The organism is Planococcus sp. RAB007_Raresut, assembly GCF_057369535.1.
The window spans coordinates 37,441-62,572 of record NZ_JBXYIF010000006.1 but is presented as its reverse complement, the minus strand read 5'-3'; the positions used below and the strand labels follow the sequence as shown (position 1 = coordinate 62,572).

The window sequence follows — 25,132 nt, the reverse complement described above, 5'->3', positions numbered from 1 at the left end:
TTCCTTAGTAGAAGCGAAATTTTATCCGACCATCATTTTTTGAAGATCTCCATAGTACAGCTGACATCTTTCAAGAACACTCGGCACTGTCAGGCCCCGCGAATGCAGTTCCTCCAACTCTTCATAAGTAACAAGTTTGGCATCACAGACTTCACCTGCCTGGAGGTTCATTTCAGCGGGGTTTATACTGTCTGTGGTTTTCCAGATATAGCTGTCACGGAAATAATGTCCGTACTTCAATTCACCGATTTTTTCCAATTGTTCCGGAGAGGCCATCAGACCGGTTTCTTCTTCGAGTTCACGCACAGCGCCTTCAATGCTCGATTCACCGGCTGTAATGGATCCCCCGGTGATTTCCCATAGTAAAGGATAAGTCTTAACCGCATCGCGCTGTGTCAATAAAATCCGGCCATCCACGTTAATCGTAATTATTTCCACAACGACATGAAATTCACCTGGATTCAAATCGATGCCTCGCTGGTGAATCTTGCCAAGCTTGTTTCTGTTTCCATCTATCAGATCCCATAATTCCATCTTCTTCACTCCCATTAGATGAGTATATAAAAATGGAAGCTAAATGGAAAGGATGAATATAAAAACTGGTGCGGTGAATACAAGAGGCGCAAGTGTAAAAATCATACCGTAAACATTAAATCGTTTGCTGAATAATAATGAGGCGCCCAATAGCCAAATCATCAGAAAAAAAGTTTCTCCCCACACTGCACGTTCCAAACCGCCCCTCTCAAGAATCGGAACAGCTGTCAGAAATGCGAGGAACCCAGTCCATATGAGGTGGAAAACACGATAAATTGTATAAGCCATGCTCTTTCCTCCGTTCTTTGCTTAATAGAACGAGGAAGGAAGAGTTAGGTTCCGGCAAAGCGGCAAATGGCTCAGATAATCATTTGGAGCAGAACTGTGATGAAGATAAGACCTGCAATAAATGACGGGAAGCTATTGTTTTTCTCATCAGGCAATTCATCATTCAAAATGTTCAATACCACGCCCCCGGTGAGAAAAGCCGAGAAAAATGCAATGACCAGGTCGCTGGTTGGGGTCAGCTGGTAAATGAGCCATCCGATGAAGACGGATGCCGCTAAAATATAACGGCCTGTTTTCGTGTATAAATCTTCGTGAGTCAGGTGGAGGATTCGGTTATTGGCGACAAAGTGAAAGGAGAACACGATGAAATAAATAATATAATCGAGAGCATGTTCTCCGCTAAGTTCCACAAGCAGATAGCCAATCAGCATGTTGTACATGGCAAATGCTGAAATTTCGAAGATGAATATATCCTTGCTTGGACGCGTCATATTTTTTTGTCGTTTATTATGCTCCTGAGATTTTTCACTCATTTGGTTGATGGCATAAAACAGGGACAGTCCTGCTAAAGTCGCAATATAGGTGACGTAATCAAGGCTTTCCATCCACTGGGGAAGCGCGGCTTCCTCAGCTACTTCCTGATAATGCGTCAGTTCAGGGACGAGATGGAGGAACACATATGCGATGGAGCCGCCAGAGACAAGTGACATCAAGCGGTTTCTCGGCTTTCGGCTAAGAAATTTAATATAGTTCGTAAAAATATGGATGATCACAAAGCCGATAATGATGAAAAGGCTGAGCCAAAACATTATGATACGCCCCCTTCAGTAAACTTTTCTAATGCTTTTATATACCCTATATTGAAATGAAAACCTCTCTCTTGTGAAATTTTAAAGAGAGGCGCTAAGCAATTGAAATATTTTTAGTTTAGATTCCTGTATATGGAAAAAAGTTAGGGTGTTTTCAGAGTTTATTCGATATACTTATGAGGTACGCAAATGCTTGCAAGTATACAGTATTGGGGATAGAAAGATGGGTTACATCGAAGAGTTGAGGGAAGTGGTCGGCCATAGACCGCTCATATTAGTGGGAGCGGTTGCGGTCATCACAGATGAACTTGGCCGGTTGCTGCTGGAGGAAAGAAGATTTCCGAAAGGCGCATGGGGATTGGCCGGTGGGTTGATGGAACTTGGCGAATCGACGGAGGATGTCGCAAAGAGAGAAGTGTTTGAAGAAACAGGGCTTGTGGTAAATGATTTGAAACTCATTAACGTCTATTCAGGACCGAATCATTTCGTTAAAGCTGAAAACGGTGATGAATACTTTGTGGTGACTACGGCTTACTTTGCCGAAACACATCACGGTGAATTAACAGTGGATGAGCTGGAATCCATCAGTTTTGAGTTTTTTTATCCTGATGAATTGCCTGACCGCATTGTGAAAAGCCACCGCCGTATCATAGACGAGTATTTGGAGAAGTTCCATCCGAATCGACTATGGCCGGTAAGATGAATATAGGAGAGGCAGTGATCTAGGATGTTACAATTTTTAAGTAAATACAGCCATTGGTTATTGTTGATACTGGTATTTGGAAGTCTGGCGGTAAGCTTTATCAGCGGCCGTTATGATGCTGCTTCCCTTATTTTTGGTGTCATTGGTGTTTTAGCTGTGGGTTATCTGGTTTTTCGTATAGAAGCGGACAGGAAGAAAAAAAGGGTAAGAAATTAAGGATAGGATATAATGACCGGCTCCTTTGGTGAGCCGGTTTTTTTATGTGAAAATATGGAAGGGGTTAGATTGCCACTTGTCGAATAAAACTTGAAAGAGGGGGATGTGCATGACGAGTAAGGATAATGTAGTTGCAAAGACGCTGCAGATAGTTGGTGGCACGCTCATAGCCGTTTATGCTTTCACCGCATTGGCATTGATCGGTGACTTCGGAGGAGGACCGGCATTCGAAGTCTTTCTGCAAGGGGTCATTTACGGAATGCTGTTGATCGGATTTGGAGAAGTGATCAAATTGATGCAAGGTTTGTTTAATCAGCGTGAGCCTGAAAGACCTGTTGAAGATGCAGAAATCGGAAGAAGAGCCGCTTTACGTAAATCAGGAGAAAACACCATCTCATTGGAAACCAGAAACAGAATCATGGATTTCTACACGAAGAAAAATATGATAGTTGATGATATTGAACCTGCACCTTACGCCGGTTATGCCATCGTCCATCACGACGGCCAACGGGATATTGTCGATTTGAATAATTGGGAAGTGGAAATTTTGACTGAAGGCCAATTGGCGCGGAATCCGGAATTGAGAGGATTATTGGAGTAGCATGATGATAAAGAGGATAGGAGGAAGATAGATGTTTTCATTTGAACATGTTGCCATAATCGCTAAGGATATGGACGAATCCATTACATTTTATGAAAAGGTATTCGGCTTTGAAGTCCGCTTCAGAAAAGAGCGGACTGACCGTGAGATGGTTTTCCTGTCCCTGAAAAACGCGCCGCAATTTGAAATCGAACTCATTCAGGATATTGAACCGATTCGTTCTTACAGCAAAACGGGTGTCGTGAACCATCTGGCATTTCGGGTGGAAGATCTGCAAAAAGCAATTGATTTTATCAATGCCAACAGCACTTTAACCATTACACCTGAAATAAAACCGGCAGCAGAAGGAAAGATGATCCTGTTTGAAGGATTGAACAGAGAAATGCTTCAGCTGATAGAGAAGTGATAATGGCTTTAGGAATACAGATGATTTGTGAATGAAGCTGAATATAGAAATGAGATGTTCCACAGGAGCATCTTTTTTTGTTCCCAATAAATCGATTCAGAACTTGCCTATTTCGAATCTGCGCAAACAAATTCCATTCTGCGCAAATAAAAGTAAATCTGCGCAAACAAATCGGATCCAGCGCAAACAAACTCTGCCCGTTAAAGGTTTGTCTTGTTTTCATAAGGGAAAAAGGGCATAAAACGCTTGAAAGGAGAATTGGACATGGCTGTATTCGCAAAAGATGCTTTATCTCATAAACATATACTGATTACAGGTGCCACAGGAGGAATCGGCTATGAAACAGCGAAAGTCGTTGCCGGCATGGGAGCGAAAGTGACGATTACCGGAAGAAATGAAGAGAAGTTAAGAGGATTGGCAGATGAATTAGAGTCTATAACCGATAAAGAAAAAATTGCCGTTTTGCCCGCCGATCTGACGAAAAAGGAAGAACGGCTGAAGCTTATAGCCGATGCCGAAAAAGCGCACGGCTTTATAAATGGCCTTGTCAATTCTGCGGGTGTTGCCGGCGGCAAAACCGTAGAAGAGCTGGACGAGGAATTTATTGAAAAACTGATGAACGTGAATTATAAGTGCACATTCCTGTTAACGCAGGAGATTTACAAAAAAATGATGGAGCGGCAAGAAGGGGATATCGTGAACCTTGCGAGTCTCTCAGGTTTGAGGGGGACACATGGCAATACTGCATATGCAGCGAGTAAATTTGCGGTAGTCGGCTGGACACAGTCCATGGCGCTTGAGGCGATTGAACACGGGATTCGGGTAAATGCAGTTTGTCCGGGATATGTCGATACAGAAATGGCTCGGAACAGCATCCGCAGAAAAGCTGAGCGGAAAGGCATTTCTTTTGAACAAGGGATGGAAGAAGCGGCAAGCAGTATACCGTCCGGCCGCATTTCAACACCTGAGGAAGTGGCGAACACGATTGCCTTTCTGCTGACTGATGCGGCAGCGAATATAGTTGGTGAATCTGTCAAGATTTCGGGCGGCAGTGTGATGCGGTAAGGATTCATAAAAAAATTCCAAAAGAGGATGGGAGTGATCCAGTGGGGATGAAAGTTGGGATTATTGGTGGCGGGGGAATTACAAAAATGCGCCATGCACCGGAATATACAGAAAATCCACATGTTGATGAAATTGTTTTTTATGACAGGAATATTGATCGTTCGGAAGCATTGGCAGAGTTGTTTGGCGGAAGCATCGTTCACACTGTAGAGGAATTATTCGATGATCCCGATATCGTTGTCATCAGCGACTGCTCGTCGAATGAGAATCATCACCTCTTTTCAACAAAGGCATTATTAAGCGGTAAGCATGTGTTATGCGAGAAACCGATTTCACTGACTGTTGAACATGCGAAGGAAATTATCGCCGCCCAGAAGGAGTCTGGCAAGAAACTGATGGTGGACCATAATCAACGATTTACGCCGGCCCATCAAAAAGCGAAGGAAATCCTGGGGAATGGTGAGCTCGGGAAAGTGCTGACTTTCAGGACGACATTTGGGCATTCAGGACCGGAACAATGGGGCATCAATAAAACCAATTCCACCTGGTTCTTTAAGAAGGAGCGGTCAGGGCTAGGTGTGGCCGGAGACCTTGGGATACATAAAGTCGATTTAATCCATTATTTACTGGACGATGAAATCGATCAGGTAAGTGCTTTTCAAGGATCGCTGGATAAACTTGATGAAAAAGGCCGAGTTATTGAAGTGTGCGACAATATTGTCTGCAGTCTAAAAACAAAAAAGGGGAGGCTGGGAACTGCAAGTTTCTCATGGACCTATTATGGCGAAGAGGATAACAGCACAATCATTTATTGTGAAAAAGGAATTCTGAAAATCTATAATAGCGAAGACTATCAGATTGAAGTGCTCACAAAAGACGGAGTCAAAATCAATTATCAAATGGAAAGCAATCAAACGAACGACAACCAGACAAACAGCGGTGTGATTGATGCTTTCATCGATAGTATAAGACTTGATCAGCCTCCACTGGTTACAGGCGAAGACGCATTACTCTCATTAAAGGTCATCCTTGGAATCATGGAAGCTGCAGAAAACGGCACCGTTGTGAAGATAGAAAAAGAATCCGGCATCATTCCCTGAAAGCTGGCTTTCCCAATGACAGAAATACCCGCAAATTTCTCCGAGGAGAATTTGCGGGTATTTCTGTCTATTTTCCTTTCCCAAAAAGCATCCAAGGAGAAGGCAGATTAAATGGGTGGTTCTCTGGAAGTGCAGCGGCTTGCTGTTTCGTTAAATCCATCCATATATGGGTTTCTTTACTGAGTTCTGTAGCCAGTTGCTGATGGGCGAGCGCAATCGTTTCCCAAAGGCCAGGCTGCTCCATCACGTCTTCAAAAGGGAAAACTGCCTGCAGGTAATTGTATTTTTTAAAATCCTTTTTGGTGATCAAGAGACGATCTCCTTTTGGATTCACGAAAAAATTCCATTCCGCAATTTGTTTATCATCGAACATTTCCTCCGAAGCAGGGAAAGGGTAATAGCATTCATACGGAAAAACAGCTGCGGAATCGATGAACAGTTTGCGAAGCCATTGTCTTTTGTTTGAGACATCTTCTTCTTTCTCCCAAGGTGTTCCGCTGTTTTCGAGTATGGATACATCCAAAGCGAATGCCCCGTAGCTTATATGCCGTTCAGCAAGACCGATTTTTTTCAGTACGCGCTGGGCCGGTATATTTTCTTCCTGAGTATTTGCGCCCACCCATTTGATGTCAGGAAGGTTAAAAGCTTCTTCAAGTACCTGAGACATTAAGCTGGTTGACAAATCATTGCCGCGGTAACGCAAATCACTGCGCATGCGTCCGAGCATCGCGTAATGTTTAGCGAAAACGGTCAAACCACCGACACTGACTAATTGGTCGTTTGTAAAAAGCCCGAAAAGCTTATTGTTTCCACTGGAAATGCGGTCGAATACGCGAATCACATAATCGTCTTCGATTCCTGTTTCCATTGCTTTCAATTTCGGCAGATCTTCTTTCGTTAAAGGGCGGATCATCTTTTCCACTAACGGACACTCCCTGCTGCACAATATTTCTTCCAATTATAAACGCTTATTCCTGAAATGGCATTTACGAAGAACGCAGAAAGGAGTCATTCTACCCGTTTAATTACTTCGACCTACGAAACAAGTATTTAGGCAGTCGAATTAATTAGAGAGGACTTGTACTATAGTCCTGCAAAAATATAGCAAAATTGAAATTTCCATTACTAAAGAATTGAAAATTCAAAATACATTTACAATTAAAAATCTGTTTGCTATGCTGATTTAAATTTAAGTCGCACAAAGAAAGGAGTCATAAAAGTTCACTGGCGGGTAAATTATAAAATCGGAAAAGGAGCGGATTTTATTGAAAAAGAATTGGGCGAGTACATTGGGTGTTTTGGGATTATGCACAGCACTGGCGATGCCGGTTTACGCTGTTGAAAATGAAGCGAAACCGGATACGCATCATCATGATTACGGAATTTCAGGATTCATCGATCATGCGGAATTGACCAAAACTTTGCTGCAGCTGGAAGCAAAAAGCAAAGGCGCAGTTCAAGTGGAAGTGGCGGGGCAGTCCTTTAATGGCCTCGACATCTATACAGCAAGAGTGGGTACAGGCGATAAGGTACTGTTGATCCAAAGCGAAATCCACGGTAATGAGAAAACGGGAACAGTCGCAATCCTGGACTTGCTGAAGAGCCTTTCCACTAATTCCAAACAAACCAAAGAGCTTCTTGAGGAAGTGACAATCGTCTTCATGCCGATGATGAATCCGGATGCTTCTGAAGCGGATAAACGACGGAATAGCATGACCTGGTCAGACGTAGTGGATGCATATCCACAATTATCCGGGGCATCACCGTCCTGGAATTATTATGACCGCGGCGTCAGTCAAAGTTATGATTATGCTGCCAATCCAGGCTTTGATGTAAACCGGGATTTCAACCCTGATTTGGATTATGTGCCGGAAGCTGCGGATTTCCCTGGTGCTTCGGATCAGCCAGGCTGGTTCATCACTCCAGAGTCGCAAACTTCCCGTGACGTCTATAAATCCCTGCAGGATGAATTTGGCAATGTTGATGTGTTTGTCGACCTTCATCACCAAGGACTCTATTACGTCGATGGCACGCCAGATCCGGTGACATTGTCCTTATCAGCCCAATTCGTTCCGGATCCAAACTCGCCTGAAGGCGCAAAATACGCTGAATACGCGGACACTTATGACTACGATTTTTCACGCCAATTAAACCTGCTAGCTTATAACGAATTGCAGTCTTATGGACAGTCGAAATTCACGAATATCTCGCTTTACTCACAAGGGCTTGATCTTCCAGGCACTGCACTTGGCTCTTATGCACTGAATGGCAGTGGTACTGTTCTGTTTGAAGTCAGAGGACAAACGCAAATGATGGGCCAGAAAGAAAAAGGCCAATTATCAAAATCAGTCGAACGAGGTCTTTCTGCAATCATTGAAGGGGTTGCTGATGGTTCTGTAGCGGAATTGAATCCGGAAGATTACGAGGATATTCCGTTGACAGCATATCGTCCAACCAATTAAACATTTCATGAAAAAGCTGCCGATTTATATCGGCAGCTTTTTCGATTTCAGCTGAATAAACGACTATCGCTACCGAAATCCGGGTATAAGAGGATATAAAAAGAGGGCGAGGAGCGATTTGGTGGTTAAAGAAAATACGAAAGTCGGCATAGCGCTGCTGTTGCTGTTAAGCGGATTGGCAATCGCCGGCCTATTTATCGTTTTGTTTGCAGAGCTGGCAGAAGAGGTGATGAACCAGGAATTCGGTTTATTCGACAGCTTCGTCATAAGTCTTATACTGGTGAATCAAAGCCAAACAATGGATTTTATAATGGTATTTATCACTGAACTGGGATCAGTTTGGTTTTTGGGGGCTCTTTCAATAATCGTCATTTTGGCTTTATGGTTCAAAGGCAAAGACAGATGGGGAGCGCTGATCTTCATCATAGCAGTTGGTGGCGGCGGCTTGCTGACTACTCTTCTGAAACATTTTTACGGCAGGGAACGGCCGTCGATCAATGAAGAAATTGATGCGGTTGGCTTCAGTTTTCCAAGCGGACATTCAATGGGTTCGCTTATCTTCTATGGCTTCGTCATGTTTCTGATTATCAGAGGACCTCAAAAAGAGTGGATTAAATGGGCAGTATCCATAAGCCTCGCAGTGTTGGTAGTATTGATCGGCACTAGCCGGATCTATCTCGGCGCCCATTATCCAAGTGATGTCGCGGCAGGCTACATAGCCGGCATCATATGGCTTCTCCTTTGCCTGACAGCTCTGGAATGGATTTCCTGGCAAACCGGCAGCCATATCAGACCAGTCAAAGGGTTGAGGAATATGCTGAAATCTGGTTTACGCATGACAAAAGATAAAGTCAGATCAGTGAAAAAATAAGGGAACATCAGGATTGATTGAATATAGTTGCTCCGATAATGGGGCGGGAATCGAAACGTGCGTACGTCATTTCAATAACAGTAACCAGGATGGGGGCTTAAAGATGAATATCGGCAAATACCGGATCAAACCGGATGAAAAAATAAAGCTGAAAGGCTTTGGGACTTCTGATAATAAGGAATATGATCTTGAAGAGCTTGAAAACGAATTGATTCCGGAAGCAGTTCAGAGATTAAAGGATTTGCATTTGAAGCTGAACGCAGAAGAAGAAAAAGGAATTCTGGTTGTTCTTCAGGCGATGGACGCAGCAGGCAAAGACGAAGCGATATCATATATATTTTCAAATTTGAATGCCCAGGGCTTGAAGACTTTGACACTCGGAAAACCTTCTGAAACTGAACTGGGACATGATTACCTTTGGCGTATCCATGATGGCTTGCCAGCCAGAGGGGAAATCGGAATTTTGAATCGTTCCCATTATGAGGAAGTTATCGCTCCGAGAGTTCATGACCTTCTTGAAGAAGAGCCATTGCCCGATGAACTCATAGACGAAAAAATATGGGATACGCGTTTTCGCCAAATTAATGATTTTGAACGATATTTGAGTGAAAATGGATTTCCCGTAGTGAAGTTTTTCTTTAACGTCTCCAAAGAAGAACAGCGTAAACGACTACTGGAGCGAATGAAAGATCCACAGAAAAACTGGGAGTTCTCGTTCAGTGATGTAGAGGAACGAGAGCATTGGGATGATTATCAGAAAATCTTCGAAGATATGCTCAACCATACCTCGACGGAGTACGCGCCGTGGTATGTGCTGCCTGCTGATAATGAACAATTTTCACGTTATATAATTGCGGAAGTCATGAATAATCTTTTATCGGAACTCGATCCGCAATTTCCTGTAATCAGTGATGAAGAACAGGATAAGCTTAATGAGTATATCAAGAAGCTTGAAGCAGAAGGTGAAGAAAAAGAATAGATGCAAATCCAAAAAAGGCTGACCGGGGAACGCCCCGGTCAGCCTTTTCCATACTGAAAATATTTTGCATCTGATATTGCAAGGAATATAAAGTTAATGTTTTCCGCTGTTCTAGAAGAACAACAGGTTTAGTATAATCGTCAGGATTATGGATAGGACTATGGATATGATTAAGCTTCCCATACAAGACATGCGCATAATGATCCCACCTTCTTGGCTGATAATTACTCTTTACCCTCAGGGCAGGAAACAATAAACCACTTGATTATTGGCGCAGCAAGTAATCATTGTCATACAGGAAACCGCTGCTGATATCGATAAAAAGAAAACTGTCTGCAGACAAAGGGTAGCTGAAAGTACGGACAATATCACCGGTCTCTATATCAGAATACGTATCAGACAAAGTTCCACGGGACCATTTTTTCATTCGCATTATATTGTCGAGGAAAAAAGGGCGAAAAGCCCATTGGGAACCGTTGTGATCTGTTTCAATTTGCCATTGGCCGCTCCGCTTTTGGTAATTGGAGGAAATTTGCTGCCCATTTGAATTGCAAATATACATGCGGAAACTTTCACGGTCGAAAGGTTTGCCCAATAGTTTCAAAAAGTCGTCTGCCCCTTCTGGACCAGCCCATCTTGGGGCGGTTTTCTTTAATATATCTTCGCATTTACTTGAAAACTCAAGGCATTTTGCCAGTAGAGATTTTTCCATGTCAATGAAATTTTGTATACTTTCACCTACATTTACCTGCAGTGAATTATTGGACAGGAGGTTGAAAGCAGGCTTTGCTAAATAGTATCCCTGGTAATAATGGCCGCCGTGTTTCCATGCGAATTGAAGCTGATAATCGTCTTCGATATGTTCATAGGACAGTTTGGCGCCTATACGGCGTGCTAACAGGGAAAGGGAATAGACAATATCCTGGAACACATCCGGCCTGTTGGTCCGGATGACTGTGGTATCAATTTTTAGAATATCCGGTTTCAATTGACGTATGCGGTCAATATTGGAACTCTTGGCCCCGACATGGTCTACGGCTATTTGAATACCGTAGGTTTTGTAATACATCAGGAGGTGGTTTAGCGATTCGAAATCTTCTTCGAATGCGTGCTCTGTGATTTCTAAAACGATCCTCGTAAGGGAAAATCCTTTTGCTTCAAATTCCTGCAGTGTGCTGATGAATTCCTCACCGCCGTTATGCAGCAATTGCTTGGCATCCCGATAGAGAAAAAGCCTGCAGCCGTTGCCATTATCAAGCATTTCCGCCATTGCCAATTTTAGCAGGTGGGTATCAACTTCTACCTTGAAATCATCCGGCACATCGGGGTTTTGAAAAAATTCACCAAGGCTTCGCCACTCATCATTATGTTTGAACCTGCCCCGTACTTCATATCCGATAATGGTATGTTTGACAGCACTGACAATCGGCTGGAATACCGGTTTTACGTTATGCAGATTTTCAAGAACCAGCAATGGGTCCATGTCATTCGCCTCCTTTGGCTCTATATGGGCGCTTTTTTAAAAAAATGAAGTTATAAGCATTCAGAGCTGCTTTAACTGTATTTTTAGTATAAACAGAATGTGGGAACTGCTTGTATATTTAATCTGCCATATAAATCCTATTCTGTACTGGAGGCAATATTTCCTGCAATGAAGCAGTTTTAAACCTCTTAACTGGAAACTCCTTAAGTCTAATTGCCCTGCAAAACCATTCTCTGAAATTAGGTGGAAAAGTTTGAACGGTAAAGCTTGCAAAGCTGGTGAGCTTTGCCTATAATTTGAAACATTGTGCCAAGAAAGTGATGAGGATTATTCTCTTGCAAAGAGTCTGCATGCACCAAGGCGGCTTTTTTTTGTTGGTTTTTAGTTGGCATTGATTTTACTAAAGGAACGAGGGATTTATATGGATAAAGTTTATAGTGCTCTTATTATTTTTTTTGGATCCGTTTTACTCGGATTTGCATTCAATATGTTTTTATTGCCGCATGAAATCCTGTCAGGCGGGATTACAGGGGTAGCGATGATTTTCAGTTTGATGACACCTGTCAATGCGGGAATCTGGCTGATCATTTTGAACATCCCGATCCTGATTCTTGGATGGATGAAGCTGGGCAAACTGTTTATCGCAAACAGCATCTATTCGGTAGCTGTCACTTCGATTTCTATGCTTTACATTCCAGTCATGAAAGTGACGGAAGACGCTTTGTTATCTTCGGTATTCGGCGGTGTGCTTGTTGGTGTAGGGGTCGGTTTCATTATTCGCTTTTATGGATCGACAGGAGGCTTTGATGTTGTCGGGCTGCTATTGACGATGAAGCGGGATATACCGCTCGGATTCATGGTCTTTTCACTGAACAGTATGGTCGTGTTCATTTCGGGGTTCATCTTCTCATGGGAACTGGCCATGTATACGATGGCGTCCATCTATATCACGGGTCTTGTTGTTGACCGGATCCATACGCGCCATATCAAGCTCAGTCTTATGGTTGTCACCGGAAAAGGTGATGAAGTTAAGAATAAATTGCTCGAAAGTCTTTACCGGGGCATCACCGTAACGGATGGGGAAGGTGCTTATTCAGGAAATAAAGTCAAAGTGCTCTATACGGTAATTTCTCGTTACGAATTGGCATTTGTGCGTCCATTGATTAAGTCGATTGATCCTCACGCATTTGTCAGCATTAATGAAACGATGGAAGTCATGGGCAATTTCCGAAAAGATGATAACTTTAGAAAGTCACCCGGCATGGCTGGGGAAAGCCGCTCTGCTTAATGCAGCAGCGGCTTTTTCTTTGTTCAGATAAGAAAAAGGAAATAAAACAGAAACTTTCCATGGGTCGTTGCGTAAATAGTGTATTGAGTAATTTAAGGAGGATTTTATAGTGGGAAAATCTAATACAACGCTTGGTATGGGTGTAGGAATCGCACTTGGAATAGTCATTGGATCGGCGATGGATAATTTGGCTATTGGAATTGCGATTGGTGTTATTTTGGGCGGAGGAATAGGGTTCTTCAGCGGCAAACCGAAATTGAAGTAATTCGGGTCGCTTGTTTATGGAAGCTCTAATGAGGGGGAAAGCCAAGTCAAAGTTGACCTGGCTTTTTTTAAGGCATGATTTTTTCTATCTGGCAGCGCAGAACTGTTCTTAATTGGGCTGGTGCCGTTTTGCGGAAATCGTTCAGATAGATTTCACGATGTTTTTTATTGCGGCGCTGATAATCGTTTTCTTCGAGAAAGCGATCTATCTTTTCAAATGACCTGGGTTCTTCATCATATGTGCCGACGTGCAGAATTTGCACTGCCATACCTTCCTCAATTTCTTCAAACATCACTTCATTCAATAACTCATCCGGCTTTTTACGGCCGGCGATTTCATACGCTTTAAGTATCGTGCCATTGTCTGCAAAATCAGGCTGTCGAATCATTAATGTATATAGAAATTCATTTTTATCAAGCGTATCCATCTTCTTCCCTTTATCAGTCAAACTCCAAACCGCTTCCAGCGGATAAACCGTATAGTCATAATAACCAGGAGGGATGAAACCATTCTTGGGCATCATGCGGATGGCATAAGCCAGTGAATAAAGAACTTCCACTCGTTTCGCAAATTCTTCCCCATTCGGATTTCCTTTTCCGTGAATGGTGAAAAAGCGCTGCTTCGGAATTTGAACCAAAACCGGGGAAGATTGCGGCAGATACAATTCCTTTTCAGCTTTTCGCCATTCGTGTTTCATAAAATACCCCCTTTTTTCTTTCTGATTTTCAGCAGACTCTTCCGATTCATTCGATAAACTCCAAATCACTGATCCATGTTGATAAATGGGATTTTACTTCTTCATTCAAATCCGGATGGACATTTTTTAGCAAGTCGATTTCAAACCAGCTATAATCTTTGTTTTTAACAAAAGTATTGGTAAAGGCAGGATTCTTCAATGTGAGTTCAGATGAATCCGGTCCGACTTTCTTTTCAACTTCAATTGAAAAGATCGTGCCGATCTGTCTAGGTATCTGATTTTGTCCTGATAGGAAGTTGCCCAGTGAGTAAATGACGAATACCCGTCGGCCATCAGACGTATCTATCCATTCTGGTGGCTGCAGAACATGTGGGTGATGGCCCAGAATGATATCAGCGCCATTTTCTGCAGCAAATTGGGCAATATCCTTCTGGTAATTGTTAGGGAGAGGCTGGTATTCATCACCGAAATGCAAGTTGAGCACAACAACTTCAGAATGATCGGCTGCATGCTGCAAATCTGATTTGATCAATTCCTTATCAATTCGATTAACCAGATAATCCTTGCCGACGGGAGTCGGTACACCATTCGTTCCATACGTATAAGATAAAAAAGAGAATGTAATGTCATTCACTGTCATGACGGGTATTTGATCGCGTTCTTCCTCAGAAAGGTAAGATCCTGTCCGCATCATGCCGATTGCGTCCCAATAACTGGCGGCGTTTTCAATGGCGGAAATTCCCCTGTCGAGCGTGTGGTTATTCGCCATTGCGACAACATCAACACCGGCGTTTTTCAGAGCGTCACCAACTTCAAAAGGACTGTTGAATGAAGGATAGCTGGATAATCCAATGCCGGCGCCCCCGATAATGCTTTCCGAATTGGCAACAGTGATATCAGATTTTTCCAGATAAGGTTTAACTTTCTCGAACATTGGAACAAAATCATATCCGTTTTCGGTTTTTGCTGAATTATATACTGTACTGTGAATCAAAATGTCACCCACGGCTGATAAAGATGCGGTTCGGGTGCGTGAAAAACCAGGAATAGCAGGAGTTGTTTTCCTTGCCTCAAAAAAAGTGTCAGCTGAAACTGGCGCAGCGGGAATCTTTGTAGCTATGCAGCCCGCAAGCAGCAATACACTCAGCAATACAGAAATATAGATAAAACAGCGAATTAGCTTCATCACGATCCCCCCAAAAATCACTGGATATGGTTAGTAAGGCATATAGAAGTTTTCTTAATTGTGTTAATTGAGCAGGGAAGAATAAAATATTAATAAAATAATAAAATTCGAATAAATCTTTAATAACATCCTACAACATAAGTGTTGTATTGACTAGTTCTTTTTATTCAATAAAATAATTAACCGATGTAATAAATAGACATTAATGCTTATAATCGGTAAAAGGTATTCATGAAGTCGTAAAATTCTCTCGAGTAATTGTCAGTTTTTAGAATAAAAAAGCTTTGCTATCTAAGTAAAACCTTATACTTATGTATAAGACTCTTAAAATAGAAAGAATTTAGGAGAATGAGTTCCATTTTTTTGAAAATAGAGTATACTTGAAATAATTATGGATAGGGAATATTTAATGGTAGAAACAGGTGGAGGGGTGAGGAAATTGGTGGAATTTGTTCTGGAGATGGCAGTTGAAGTATCGTCTTATTTTTTCACGCCGAGGAAACGGTTGGAAAAGAACATCGATCTTTTGAAGAAAGACCAATGGTTCGCTGAATTGGAAGACGATTTCCGTTATAATCACCTTATCTGGAATAACCGAAAAGTGACACGTTATTTGGGATTGCCTAATAATGTCGATAAACTTATCAAAGATGACGATGAAAAAGCGAAGTTCAAAAAATTGCTCACTTATGAACATGTGAAATTCATAACTTCTCCATAAGCATTCATGCTTACGCCGTTATTTAATATGAACACAAAGAATGCCGAAACCTCATTCAGGTTTCGGCATTCTTATTTTTTCTTCTATAATATGTGGAATCTTTTAGTCTATTCTTCGAATAAGTTCATGCTCAGGTAACGCTCACCTGTATCCGGTGCTATGCACAGAACCTTCTTTCCTGTGCCGAGCCGTTTTGCAATTTCGATTGCAGCATAAATGGTGGCGCCAGCGGATGGACCGACGAAAATTCCTTCTTCACGTGCAACTCGCCGGAATATATTGATGGCATCTTCGTCTTCAATGGCAAAAATTTCGTCGTAGATTTTAGTGTTAAGAATGTCGGGAATAAAACCAGGGCTCGTCCCAACCAATTTATGTTTGCCTGGTTTGCCTCCTGATAAGACAGGGGAGCCTTTAGGTTCAACAACAGCTATATAAAGATCTGGAAGCTTTTCTTTCAGTGCTTCCCCAGTTCCGGTAATTGTTCCGCCAGTTCCTGCTGAAGCGACAAAAGCATCGAGCTTGCCGTCCATTTGATCTAAAATTTCGAGTGCAGTGGTTGTGCGGTGAATATCGGGATTCGACTGATTCTCAAATTGCTGCGGGATGAAACTGTTTGGAATCTCCTCTTTTAATTCCAATGCCTTTTTTATCGCACCCGGCATTTTTTCATGATCCGGTGTCAGAACGACTTCAGCGCCAAAAGCTTTCAATAAGTTGATGCGTTCTTTTGTGGCATTGTCTGGAAGAACCAGAATGGCACGGTATCCCTTGGCGGCTGCGACCATAGCGAGCCCGATGCCGGTATTGCCGCTCGTCGGCTCGATGATTGTGGCACCTTCTCCAATAATGCCTTGTTCTTCCGCATTTTTGATCATATTAAAGGCTGCGCGGTCCTTGACGCTTTTGGAAGGATTGAACATTTCCAATTTCACATAAACATCGGCGGCACCGGCCGGCACTATTCGATTTAATTTCACGACCGGCGTATCGCCGATTAAATCAGTAATATTATCTACTGGTTTCATAATTTCAAACAACCTCTCCTATGTTTTATAAGCCTGGAATCATTTAATTGTAGTATACCTTCACTAAACCCGACAAATCCTATGGTTTAAAAAGAGGATTAATGTATATGAATTCAGTGATTATAGAAATTAGACCTATATAAAAATAAAAGATTGTGACTTTTGATTAATTAATATACCTTTATTTGTTAATTAATAGTATACTAGATTCAATAAATGAATCGGAGGCGCTTAATATGATCAATACTCCTGAATTGGTGGATTCTATGGTTCTGGACATGGATGCCCTTGAGTTGGCGCAATTAATAAAAGATAAGAAAATTTCTTCCCGTAAAGCCCTGGAAATCTATATAGAGCATTTGAAAAAAATGAATCCAGAGGTGAATTGCCTGGTTGAAAATCGTTTCAAAGACGCATTGCTGGAAGCTGATAACGCCGACCGTCAGATTGCAAATGGGGAAATACAAGGCGCGTTATTGGGTGTTCCGATCAGTATGAAAGAAGCTTTCGATGTCAGTGGCATGAAAACAACTGGCGGATTGCTGCGAAGAAAAGAGAAGAAGATGGCCAAAGACGCAGAAGTGGTGAGCAGGCTTCGGGCGGAAGGTGCCGTTATTTTAGGGAAAAGCAACACACCGGAACTGTGTTTTTGCCAGGAAACCGACAATAAACTTTACGGCAGAACAAATAATCCGCATGATCTGCGACGGACAGCCGGTGGTTCAAGCGGCGGAGAAGCGGCACTTATAGCCATGGGCGGTGCAGCAGCGGGGCTTGGCTCTGATATTGGCGGTTCCATCCGTTTTCCCAGTCATTTCAATGGCGTAGTCGGATTTAAATCAGGAAAAGGCCAGGTTTCGCAGGACGGAAGCTATCCTGAAGTAAAAGAGGATCTTCAAGAAAGAATGCTTGGAATCGGTCCAATTACAAAAAGTGTAAAAGACGCGAGGCTAATATACAATATTGTTGCGAAGAACTCCGCTGTTTATAGAAACATCGATAGCTTTACGATCAATGTTCTCCCAGATTCGAATTATCCGCTGGCTGATCATACCAGAAAATTGCTTGATGCCGTTTTTCAGCAAGTTTCACCGGGATTTGAATCAGAAAGGGAACTGCCGCCGTATTTTGGGGATTCAGCGACGGTATGGCAGGAAATTATGTCGATTGGCGGAGCGGCGGATGCAAAGACAGAAGCTTATGGAGGCAATCAGCAGAATTTATATAACTCTTATTTTAAAGAACGCCTGACAGGCAATTCGGAAGTGCATCGTTATTTGTCATGGGCTTTAATCGGCGCTTCATTATTTAAACCAAGCGACAAGCGTTTAGAAAAAATCCATGAATTTATACAGCATGGCGATCATATTCTGGAGCATTACCTGAAAGAACGGATTCTTATTATGCCGGTCTATCATAAAACAGCACCGAAACATGGTATTGTTTACCGTGAAATATTCTCGATACGAAAAACCTTCCGCCAATATATGCCGTATGTCGCTTACGCTAATACATGGGGCCTGCCTTCTTTGACAATACCGCTTGGTTACGATGATAAAGGCTTGCCGATCGGAATCCAGTTGATCAGCCGCAATGGCAATGAAGAAGCGCTGTTCCAATTGGGTGAATGGCTGGAACAACATTTTGGAACATATAAACGGGCTGTCTTATAGTAGAAACCAAAAACCTGCACCTTTTTTCAAGGGATGCAGGTTTTATTATTTTCAAACACTTATATTTCAATGGAATACAGAAAAGAATCACCCCCAGAAATTATTCTGAAGGTGATTCAAGGATGGAGAATGAGGATATTAAGTGCTCAAAAACTGAACAAATGAATAAATTGCAACGGCCACTAATATGACCGCGCCAATAAGGTAGATAATTAAAGCGTTTTTCAAGTTTAGCCTCCTGTGTTTTGCAGCATAAAAATCGATGAATACCTATGTAGTTTATGTCTAAGGGTATATAAGAGAACTTTACTACTGTAACAAAGTTCCCAGTGCTTTTCGAATAACTCACATTCTTACTAGAAAAGAGTTTTTTCTATTGTATAACCCTGAAAATTCAAATAAGGTTTAATTACCTATAAATAAGTCCCGATTACGAATAAAAGCCAAGATTCGACAATTTTTTTCCCAATTACGCATATGTGATTCTTCTGCTAACGTTAGATGTGTGGCAAGGAGATTGCGGGACGCTGCATCGCCAGAAAATGCCATAAAAAATATTTGGGATAAGGAGATTGATTTATGAAGAGATCAGGAAAGATTTTAACAACAGCAATGTTGGCAGTCACTTTAATGGTGCCTTCTATGGGAGTAAGCGCCAATGAGGATAATTCAGCGGCCAACGGAAACGGCAATGAAAAATTCCGGGTACTGGTTGACTCAGGCAATCAGAAAAACCTGAATAACGTTAAAGAGCAATACGGAGTTCATTGGGATTTTGCTGATGAAGGCTTTACCACCGATATGAATGAAAAACAATTCAACGCTTTGCAAAAAAACAAGAACATTTCAGTAGAAAAAGTTCCCGAATTGGAGATTGCAACTGCAACGGATCAGCCGGAAGCAAAGTATTCCGCAATGGCAGCTTCACAATCGACTCCATGGGGCATTAAAGCAATTTATAATAATAGCAGTATTACTAAAACGAGCGGCGGTGCCGGTATAAACATCGCAGTGCTTGATACTGGAGTCAATACGAACCATCCTGATCTGCGCAATAATGTTGAGCAATGCAAAGATTTCACAGTAGGTACAACATATACGAACAATAGCTGTACAGACCGCCAGGGACATGGCACGCACGTGGCTGGATCGGCTTTGGCTGACGGCGGCAACGGCAGCGGCGTTTACGGTGTAGCACCGGATGCTGACCTTTGGGCATATAAAGTATTGGGTGATGATGGATCTGGTTACGCGGATGATATCGCAGCGGCAATCCGCCATGCAGGCGACCAGGCTTCGGCTTTAAGAACAAAAGTAGTCATCAATATGTCTCTCGGTTCTTCGGGTGAAAGCAGCTTGATCACAAACGCGGTAAACTACGCATACAATAAAGGCGTTCTTGTGATTGCGGCAGCAGGAAACTCAGGTCCTTACCAAGGATCGATCGGCTATCCTGGTGCAGTTGTTAACGCAGTAGCCGTAGCAGCTCTTGAAAATACGGTTCAAAACGGAACTTACCGTGTAGCGGACTTCTCTTCACGCGGCTATAGCCGTACTGACGGAGATTATGTTATCCAAAAAGGTGATGTGGAAATCTCAGCTCCAGGAGCGGCGATCTATTCCACTTGGTACGATGGCGGCTACGCTACAATCAGCGGAACTTCAATGGCATCACCGCATGCTGCAGGTTTAGCTGCAAAAATTTGGGCGCAATACCCTTCAGCTTCAAATGTTGATGTGCGAGGCGAATTACAATACCGCGCATATGAGAATGATATTCTTTCCGGTTCTGGTGCCGGTTATGGCGACGATTATGCATCAGGTTTCGGCTTTGCCACTGTGCAATAATCAGCAATCCAACAGCAAGAGCAGTTCCGGCTTTCAGCCGGGGCTGTTTTTATATGGTATTATTTAATTAATCTGAAAGAAGGGTGAGGCTATGAATATTGGTTCTGTAATAAAGTATTACCGCTCCAAAAACAATATGACGCAATCCCAATTGGCTGATGGCATCTGCTCTATATCCCATCTCAGTAAAATTGAATCGAATACCTATACTCCACATGAATCGACGATTGAAGCACTGCTCCTTAAAATGGGGGTCCAATGGAAAAAAGAAATAGCGAAAAGAAGCCGGCTGGAACGCCAGTTGAATGATTTTGTTACTTGCTCTTTGCATTACGATCTGGAGGAAATGGAACAGCAATACGAAAAGCTGCAGCTGGATAATGATTACATACAGTCAACGGATCTGGTGAATCAATATGAGTTATATAAGTTCCGTTATTATCTATACATAAAAGATCAAATCCGTGCTGACCGGCAAAAAGCTATGCTGGAACGGATGAAAAATTCCTTTACAGAGGCTGAAGCCTGGATGCACCAGCTTTTTTTATCACTGTACTATACCATGGCAAATAAAAAGGAATTGGCAATGGAATACGTCAATTCACTCGACGGCGGGATCCAAAGCATTCCACAAAAATTCGAAGGGGAATTCTATTATCAAAAAGCACGTTTGCTGATCATGCATGAGAAATATGAGTTGTCGGCTCATTTCGCTGAACTGTCGGTCCAGTATTTCAAATTGAATTATAATTACATCCGCTTGCTCCATGCCCAGCTGCTGCTGGCGATCAATTATATGCGGCGTAACCTGCTGGTACAGGCGGCTGGTATTTTTGAAGTGTTGAAACGCAATACCAGATTGACAGATCAAAAGGAATTATATCATCAGACTTTGTATAATTTTGCGGAATTGCTAAAAACTCGGCATGATCATAATCAGGCATTTGATTTGCTGACCGAATTGCATGAGATCCTGCCAAAAGATACATATTTTTATAAAGCGGTGCTTGTGAGCCTTATAGAAACAGCGGTGGAAGTAGGGGCAGATGCGTGGAATTATGTACGCGAATTGCGGAGTTTGGCTGCGGGGCCTGAAGATGAATATTTTTTGTTATACTTAAACTATTTCGAGAAGCGAAATTTTTCCCAACCAGACCTTTTGGCTTATTCAGAGGAAAAAATGTTCCCATTTTTCAGAAAACATGGTTACATAAGAGAAAGTAAGAAAATCGCCTTGGAATTGGCCGAGCACTTTAAAAGCGCTAAGCAATGGGAAAAGGCGATGTATTATCAATCTTATTACGATAGAAATGGAGGATGAGTTTATATGAAAAAAGGAAAACTGATTTTATTGACTGGATTGGCTGCTGTCATGATGGCCATGGGAGCGTGGGCTCCTACAGCTTCACAGGTTGATCATTCAGATGCAGTCGTCGCTTCCGGCGGCGTGCAAGAAAGCTCAATCCCGACTATTTTACCTCCCCTGTAAAATAGCGGATTGTTCCAAAGCTCCCGGCCTAGGCCCCGGGAGCTTTTTTGTATGGATAAAAACGCAGAACATAATAGTTTGAAGATTCCCTTCCGTTTAGTAAATCGGAAATGGGAAATAATGTAGTAATAGGACGCACAAGGAGGAGTTGTAGATGAAAGTTAAAATTGAATGGAAATATCGATCCGCTAAAGGAGTGGAAACAATTTTCCGCTCAGAAGAAATGCCTGCAGCTCAAGGTGTCCAAATTGCTGAAGATATTGAACGGACAAAAAGAGTCAGGGAACTGGTGTTCATCGACATATTTGATGACAGTTCCTGGACTATGAAAGAAATGAAGTCCTATTTAAAAAGCATTGAAACAGAACCCCATGATATCAAGGTTTACTTTGATGGCGGGTTTAATATAGATGACAGAAATACAGGGTTAGGCTGTGTAATTTACTACGAGCAAAATGGAAAGTCTTATCGCCTGAGACAAAATGCGCAAATTGACGGATTAGTATCCAATAACGAAGCTGAATACGCTGCGCTGCATCTCTGCGTTCAAGAGCTTGAGTTTCTGGAGGTCAAAAATATACCGGTTCGATTCAGCGGAGACTCCAAGGTTGTTGTGAACGGGATGAGCGGTGAGTGGCCGGTCATCGAAACTGAATTGGTTCGCTGGGCTGACCGTATTGAAACTAAATTGCAACGAATGGGAATCCAGGCAGAATTTGAACTGATACCAAGAAAAGAAAATTTTGAGGCCGACAGGCTGGCAACTCAAGCTTTAAAAGGAATCGAAATAACCGGCACAAGCATTGTATAAAGTTTCTAAAATCAAGTAGAATTTCTGAGCGTATTAATTTACATCGTGCACGATGTAAATTATAGTGGGTAGAGAAAGAACAAATTGAATGGAGGAATTTAGAAATGAAGGCACTTTATGAAACTACGATCATCAATACAGGCGGCAGACAAGGAGAAGTATATTCGGAAGATAATATCTTTAACCTGGATGTGGCTAAACCCGCAGCACTCGGCGGGGAATCCACTACTGCTACAAACCCTGAACAATTATTCGCGGCCGGCTATAGTGCCTGCTTCAACAGCGCATTGGAATTGGTGCTTGAGCGCGATAAAGTTAAAGTCGATAAAAGCGAAGTAAGAGCGACCATCTCACTGCTTGGCGACAAAGAAAATGGCGGCGTTAAATTGGCTGCTAAACTGGAAGTCACTATCGAAGGAATTGACGAAGAGAAAAAGCATGAATATGTTGAAAAAGCACATCAATACTGCCCATATTCAAAAGCGATCAAAGACTCGGTTGATGTAGAAGTTATCGTACTCTGATAGCGGCAGAATCGCTCAGGCCGCCAATAAACAACTGGACGTGATGTAAATGGAACTCGGCTTAAAACTGGAACAGCAATTATGTTTTGAAGTTTATAAAGCATCAAGCAATTTCACTAAAATGTATTCGAGAGTACTTGAACCATTTAATCTGACCTTCCCACAATACCTTGTTCTTTTGGTGCTTTGGGAAGAAAATCATTTAGTGATGAAGGATATCGGCTTGCGTCTGGGACATGGGACCGGAACCTTGAATCCCATCATTAACCGCATGATTGAGCAGGGAAGGCTGACAAAAAAACAGTCGCCGGACGATAGGCGTGCATGGATTATTTCATTGACTGAGAAAGCCGAAAAAGAGCATGCTCCGATCAGCGAGGCAGTCTACGATAAACTGGTCAGCTGCAACTTCCTTGATGTGAATGCTTTGACGTTAATGAAGAATTTAAAGCAATTGAATGCATTTTTCGATGAAATGGACCTTTAGACTGCCGACTGGCTAAGGAGTGAAAATGATATGAGCATTTATGATTTTACAGCTGTTAAATCTGATGGAAGCGTATATCCTTTAAGTGATTACCAAGGTAAAGCAATGTTGATTGTCAACACCGCTACAAAATGCGGACTGCGGGATCAATTCGACGGCCTTGAAAAGCTGTATCAGAAATATGAAGATGACGGGCTTGTAGTTCTCGGATTCCCATCCGATCAATTCGGCCAGGAAGTTGATGGCGCCGAAGAAGCGGAACAATCCTGCCGAATGACTTACGGCGTCACTTTTCCCATGCACGACCTGGTTAAAGTCAATGGGAAGAATGCTGATCCCCTTTTCAAGTATCTGACTGAAAACAGCAAAGGAATTCTTGGCAGCAGCATCAAATGGAACTTCACTAAATTCCTGATTGATAAAGAAGGAAAGCTGGTTGCCCGTTTTTCACCAAAAGACAAACCCGAATCTTTCGACCAAGAGATTAAGAAATACTTATAGATATCAATCTTTAACCCAGAGGCGTTTATTGCTTCTGGGTTTTATTTTTTTGCTTGAAATAAATTTGACGATTTGGCTAAGTAGCTCAACACCAACAGGGACAAGGTTTACGAGAGGTTCCTTGATTTTACTTGAGCAAAGGATTACTACAAAACTAGATTATTATTAAAATATTCTGAAATTGAAGAGTTTATAGTTGCATTACAAAAAGGTATAGGTTATAAATAAGTTGTATATTAATTATACAAAAATTAAACAGGAGAAGGAGTGGTTAGTTTGAAGAAGATTTTCGTTTCGATGTCAGTCGCATTTGCCTTGGTATTTTCGTTGCTCGCAGCAGGGGTTATGGCAGATAGTCATACAGCAAAATTAAGAGTGGTCCATGCTTCACCTGATGCACCGGCAGTCGATGTTTATGTAAATGGCGATTTGACTTTGGAAGAAGTGCCGTTTAAAGCGGATTCGGGTTATCTTGATGTACCAGCTGGAACTCACAATGTTGAAGTCTTTGCAGCTGGAACTGAATATGCTGAAGGCGAAGCGGTTCTGCAAGCTGATCTTACCGTGGAAGCTGGCAAAGCTTATACAGTCGCAGCGGCAAACACAGTGGATTCACTTGAATTCGTAGTAGCAGAAGATTCAATGGAAGTTACTGAAGGAAAAGCGAAAATCCGGGTTGGCCACTTGTCTCCTGATGCACCAGCTGTTGATGTGGGTATAATTGGCGGAGATGCATTGTTCAGTGGGGCTGAATTCCCTGGAATTACAGATTACGCAGAAGTTGACGCGGGAACTTACGATTTGGAAATCCGCCTGCCGGATGGCACACAAGTATTGCCATTGGAAGGAACTGAATTGGCAGCTGGAACTGTTTACAGTGTCTTTGCAGTAAATACGGTTGATTCATTGGAAGTACTCGCTTTGGTTGATTACGAAATGGCTGCTTCTCCTGATGGTATGCCTACTACAGGGCTTGGCACTCCAGAACAGAACCAGTCAAACTGGATGTTGATGATTGCGGCTATGGCTGCAGTTTTAGCTGGTGGCGGAGTAGTTTTGAGAAAACGGTTTCAAAACTGATCTTTCACTCCTCTTGA

General features: G+C 42.3%; 29 protein-coding genes. 21 read left to right on the top strand and 8 right to left on the bottom strand.

From position 1 onward, the window contains the following. Positions 1 to 21: 21 nt before the first annotated feature. From AC2Q9J_RS13060 to AC2Q9J_RS13050, 3 genes are all read right to left on the bottom strand, one after another. A complete protein-coding gene (locus tag AC2Q9J_RS13060) occupies positions 22 to 534 on the bottom strand; it encodes an NUDIX hydrolase (protein ID WP_499040561.1) in 513 nt (170 codons plus the stop codon). Positions 535 to 573: 39 nt separating this feature from the next. After that, a complete protein-coding gene (locus AC2Q9J_RS13055) occupies positions 574 to 822 on the bottom strand; it encodes a hypothetical protein (protein WP_499040560.1) in 249 nt (82 codons plus the stop codon). A gap of 71 nt (positions 823 to 893) precedes the next feature. Then, entirely contained in the window at positions 894 to 1,631 is a 738-nt protein-coding gene (locus AC2Q9J_RS13050) for a hypothetical protein (RefSeq protein WP_499040559.1), read from the bottom strand. A gap of 223 nt (positions 1,632 to 1,854) precedes the next feature. On the opposite strand from AC2Q9J_RS13050, the gene AC2Q9J_RS13045 reads away from it, so the two are divergent. From AC2Q9J_RS13045 to AC2Q9J_RS13020, 6 genes are all read left to right on the top strand, one after another. After that, positions 1,855 to 2,334, top strand: a complete 480-nt coding sequence (locus AC2Q9J_RS13045; protein ID WP_499040558.1) for an NUDIX hydrolase — start codon at positions 1,855 to 1,857, stop codon at positions 2,332 to 2,334. A gap of 24 nt (positions 2,335 to 2,358) precedes the next feature. Continuing rightward, entirely contained in the window at positions 2,359 to 2,550 is a 192-nt protein-coding gene (locus AC2Q9J_RS13040) for a hypothetical protein (RefSeq protein WP_499040557.1), read from the top strand. 109 nt (positions 2,551 to 2,659) lie between these two features. Next, positions 2,660 to 3,151, top strand: a complete 492-nt coding sequence (locus AC2Q9J_RS13035; protein WP_499040556.1) for a hypothetical protein — start codon at positions 2,660 to 2,662, stop codon at positions 3,149 to 3,151. 31 nt (positions 3,152 to 3,182) lie between these two features. Next, complete coding sequence (locus tag AC2Q9J_RS13030; protein WP_499040555.1) at positions 3,183 to 3,557, top strand: VOC family protein; 375 nt, start codon at positions 3,183 to 3,185, stop codon at positions 3,555 to 3,557. 264 nt (positions 3,558 to 3,821) lie between these two features. Next, complete coding sequence (locus tag AC2Q9J_RS13025; RefSeq protein WP_499040554.1) at positions 3,822 to 4,622, top strand: SDR family NAD(P)-dependent oxidoreductase; 801 nt, start codon at positions 3,822 to 3,824, stop codon at positions 4,620 to 4,622. Between the two features lie 41 nt (positions 4,623 to 4,663). Continuing rightward, a complete protein-coding gene (locus tag AC2Q9J_RS13020; RefSeq protein WP_499040553.1) occupies positions 4,664 to 5,722 on the top strand; it encodes a Gfo/Idh/MocA family protein in 1,059 nt (352 codons plus the stop codon). A gap of 67 nt (positions 5,723 to 5,789) precedes the next feature. Here the strand turns inward: AC2Q9J_RS13020 and AC2Q9J_RS13015 are convergent, their stop codons facing one another. Further along, entirely contained in the window at positions 5,790 to 6,635 is an 846-nt protein-coding gene (locus tag AC2Q9J_RS13015) for a GNAT family N-acetyltransferase (RefSeq protein WP_499041060.1), read from the bottom strand. A gap of 352 nt (positions 6,636 to 6,987) precedes the next feature. Between AC2Q9J_RS13015 and AC2Q9J_RS13010 the strand changes: the two genes are divergently transcribed. The 3 genes from AC2Q9J_RS13010 (at position 6,988) to AC2Q9J_RS13000 (ending at position 10,034) form a co-directional block, all read left to right on the top strand. After that, on the top strand, positions 6,988 to 8,184 hold the full coding sequence (locus AC2Q9J_RS13010; RefSeq protein ID WP_499040552.1) for a M14 family zinc carboxypeptidase: 1,197 nt from the start codon (positions 6,988 to 6,990) through the stop codon (positions 8,182 to 8,184). 121 nt (positions 8,185 to 8,305) lie between these two features. Further along, positions 8,306 to 9,055, top strand: a complete 750-nt coding sequence (locus AC2Q9J_RS13005; RefSeq protein WP_499040551.1) for a phosphatase PAP2 family protein — start codon at positions 8,306 to 8,308, stop codon at positions 9,053 to 9,055. A gap of 103 nt (positions 9,056 to 9,158) precedes the next feature. After that, the gene (locus AC2Q9J_RS13000; RefSeq protein ID WP_499040550.1) at positions 9,159 to 10,034 is read left to right on the top strand and encodes a PPK2 family polyphosphate kinase; all 876 of its coding nucleotides are present in this window, start codon (positions 9,159 to 9,161) and stop codon (positions 10,032 to 10,034) included. 265 nt (positions 10,035 to 10,299) lie between these two features. Here the strand turns inward: AC2Q9J_RS13000 and AC2Q9J_RS12995 are convergent, their stop codons facing one another. After that, on the bottom strand, positions 10,300 to 11,517 hold the full coding sequence (locus AC2Q9J_RS12995; protein WP_499040549.1) for an EAL domain-containing protein: 1,218 nt from the start codon (positions 11,515 to 11,517) through the stop codon (positions 10,300 to 10,302). Positions 11,518 to 11,938: 421 nt separating this feature from the next. Here AC2Q9J_RS12995 and AC2Q9J_RS12990 point away from each other — a divergent pair, with 421 nt between their 5' ends. After that, a complete protein-coding gene (locus AC2Q9J_RS12990; RefSeq protein ID WP_499040548.1) occupies positions 11,939 to 12,805 on the top strand; it encodes a YitT family protein in 867 nt (288 codons plus the stop codon). 109 nt (positions 12,806 to 12,914) lie between these two features. Then, positions 12,915 to 13,070, top strand: a complete 156-nt coding sequence (locus AC2Q9J_RS12985) for a hypothetical protein (RefSeq protein ID WP_499041081.1) — start codon at positions 12,915 to 12,917, stop codon at positions 13,068 to 13,070. Positions 13,071 to 13,137: 67 nt separating this feature from the next. Here the strand turns inward: AC2Q9J_RS12985 and AC2Q9J_RS12980 are convergent, their stop codons facing one another. Both AC2Q9J_RS12980 and AC2Q9J_RS12975 read right to left on the bottom strand, forming a co-directional pair. Then, positions 13,138 to 13,767: a GyrI-like domain-containing protein gene (locus AC2Q9J_RS12980; RefSeq protein WP_499040546.1), complete on the bottom strand. Its 630-nt coding sequence runs from the start codon at positions 13,765 to 13,767 to the stop codon at positions 13,138 to 13,140. 46 nt (positions 13,768 to 13,813) lie between these two features. Further along, complete coding sequence (locus AC2Q9J_RS12975; protein WP_499040545.1) at positions 13,814 to 14,953, bottom strand: CapA family protein; 1,140 nt, start codon at positions 14,951 to 14,953, stop codon at positions 13,814 to 13,816. Between the two features lie 439 nt (positions 14,954 to 15,392). On the opposite strand from AC2Q9J_RS12975, the gene AC2Q9J_RS12970 reads away from it, so the two are divergent. Next, positions 15,393 to 15,674: a hypothetical protein gene (locus AC2Q9J_RS12970; RefSeq protein WP_499040543.1), complete on the top strand. Its 282-nt coding sequence runs from the start codon at positions 15,393 to 15,395 to the stop codon at positions 15,672 to 15,674. A gap of 107 nt (positions 15,675 to 15,781) precedes the next feature. On the opposite strand, the gene cysK is transcribed toward AC2Q9J_RS12970, so the two are convergent. Further along, the gene (gene cysK, locus AC2Q9J_RS12965) at positions 15,782 to 16,702 is read right to left on the bottom strand and encodes a cysteine synthase A (RefSeq protein ID WP_499040541.1); all 921 of its coding nucleotides are present in this window, start codon (positions 16,700 to 16,702) and stop codon (positions 15,782 to 15,784) included. A 236-nt stretch (positions 16,703 to 16,938) separates the two neighbouring features. On the opposite strand from cysK, the gene AC2Q9J_RS12960 reads away from it, so the two are divergent. The 9 genes from AC2Q9J_RS12960 (at position 16,939) to AC2Q9J_RS12920 (ending at position 25,115) form a co-directional block, all read left to right on the top strand. After that, a complete protein-coding gene (locus tag AC2Q9J_RS12960; protein WP_499040540.1) occupies positions 16,939 to 18,375 on the top strand; it encodes an amidase in 1,437 nt (478 codons plus the stop codon). A 579-nt stretch (positions 18,376 to 18,954) separates the two neighbouring features. After that, the gene (locus AC2Q9J_RS12955) at positions 18,955 to 20,223 is read left to right on the top strand and encodes a S8 family peptidase (RefSeq protein ID WP_499040539.1); all 1,269 of its coding nucleotides are present in this window, start codon (positions 18,955 to 18,957) and stop codon (positions 20,221 to 20,223) included. A gap of 91 nt (positions 20,224 to 20,314) precedes the next feature. Further along, complete coding sequence (locus AC2Q9J_RS12950) at positions 20,315 to 21,544, top strand: helix-turn-helix domain-containing protein (protein WP_499040537.1); 1,230 nt, start codon at positions 20,315 to 20,317, stop codon at positions 21,542 to 21,544. A 6-nt stretch (positions 21,545 to 21,550) separates the two neighbouring features. Beyond that, positions 21,551 to 21,712, top strand: a complete 162-nt coding sequence (locus tag AC2Q9J_RS12945) for a hypothetical protein (RefSeq protein ID WP_499040536.1) — start codon at positions 21,551 to 21,553, stop codon at positions 21,710 to 21,712. Between the two features lie 154 nt (positions 21,713 to 21,866). Further along, a complete protein-coding gene (locus tag AC2Q9J_RS12940) occupies positions 21,867 to 22,523 on the top strand; it encodes a reverse transcriptase-like protein (RefSeq protein ID WP_499040534.1) in 657 nt (218 codons plus the stop codon). A 104-nt stretch (positions 22,524 to 22,627) separates the two neighbouring features. Beyond that, positions 22,628 to 23,047: an organic hydroperoxide resistance protein gene (locus AC2Q9J_RS12935; protein WP_499040532.1), complete on the top strand. Its 420-nt coding sequence runs from the start codon at positions 22,628 to 22,630 to the stop codon at positions 23,045 to 23,047. Between the two features lie 49 nt (positions 23,048 to 23,096). Next, the gene (locus tag AC2Q9J_RS12930) at positions 23,097 to 23,534 is read left to right on the top strand and encodes a MarR family winged helix-turn-helix transcriptional regulator (protein ID WP_499040530.1); all 438 of its coding nucleotides are present in this window, start codon (positions 23,097 to 23,099) and stop codon (positions 23,532 to 23,534) included. Positions 23,535 to 23,564: 30 nt separating this feature from the next. Next, entirely contained in the window at positions 23,565 to 24,035 is a 471-nt protein-coding gene (locus AC2Q9J_RS12925) for a glutathione peroxidase (RefSeq protein WP_499040528.1), read from the top strand. Between the two features lie 276 nt (positions 24,036 to 24,311). After that, positions 24,312 to 25,115, top strand: coding sequence for a DUF4397 domain-containing protein (locus AC2Q9J_RS12920; protein WP_499040527.1), 804 nt, complete (start codon positions 24,312 to 24,314; stop codon positions 25,113 to 25,115). The last annotated feature ends 17 nt before the right edge of the window (positions 25,116 to 25,132 follow it).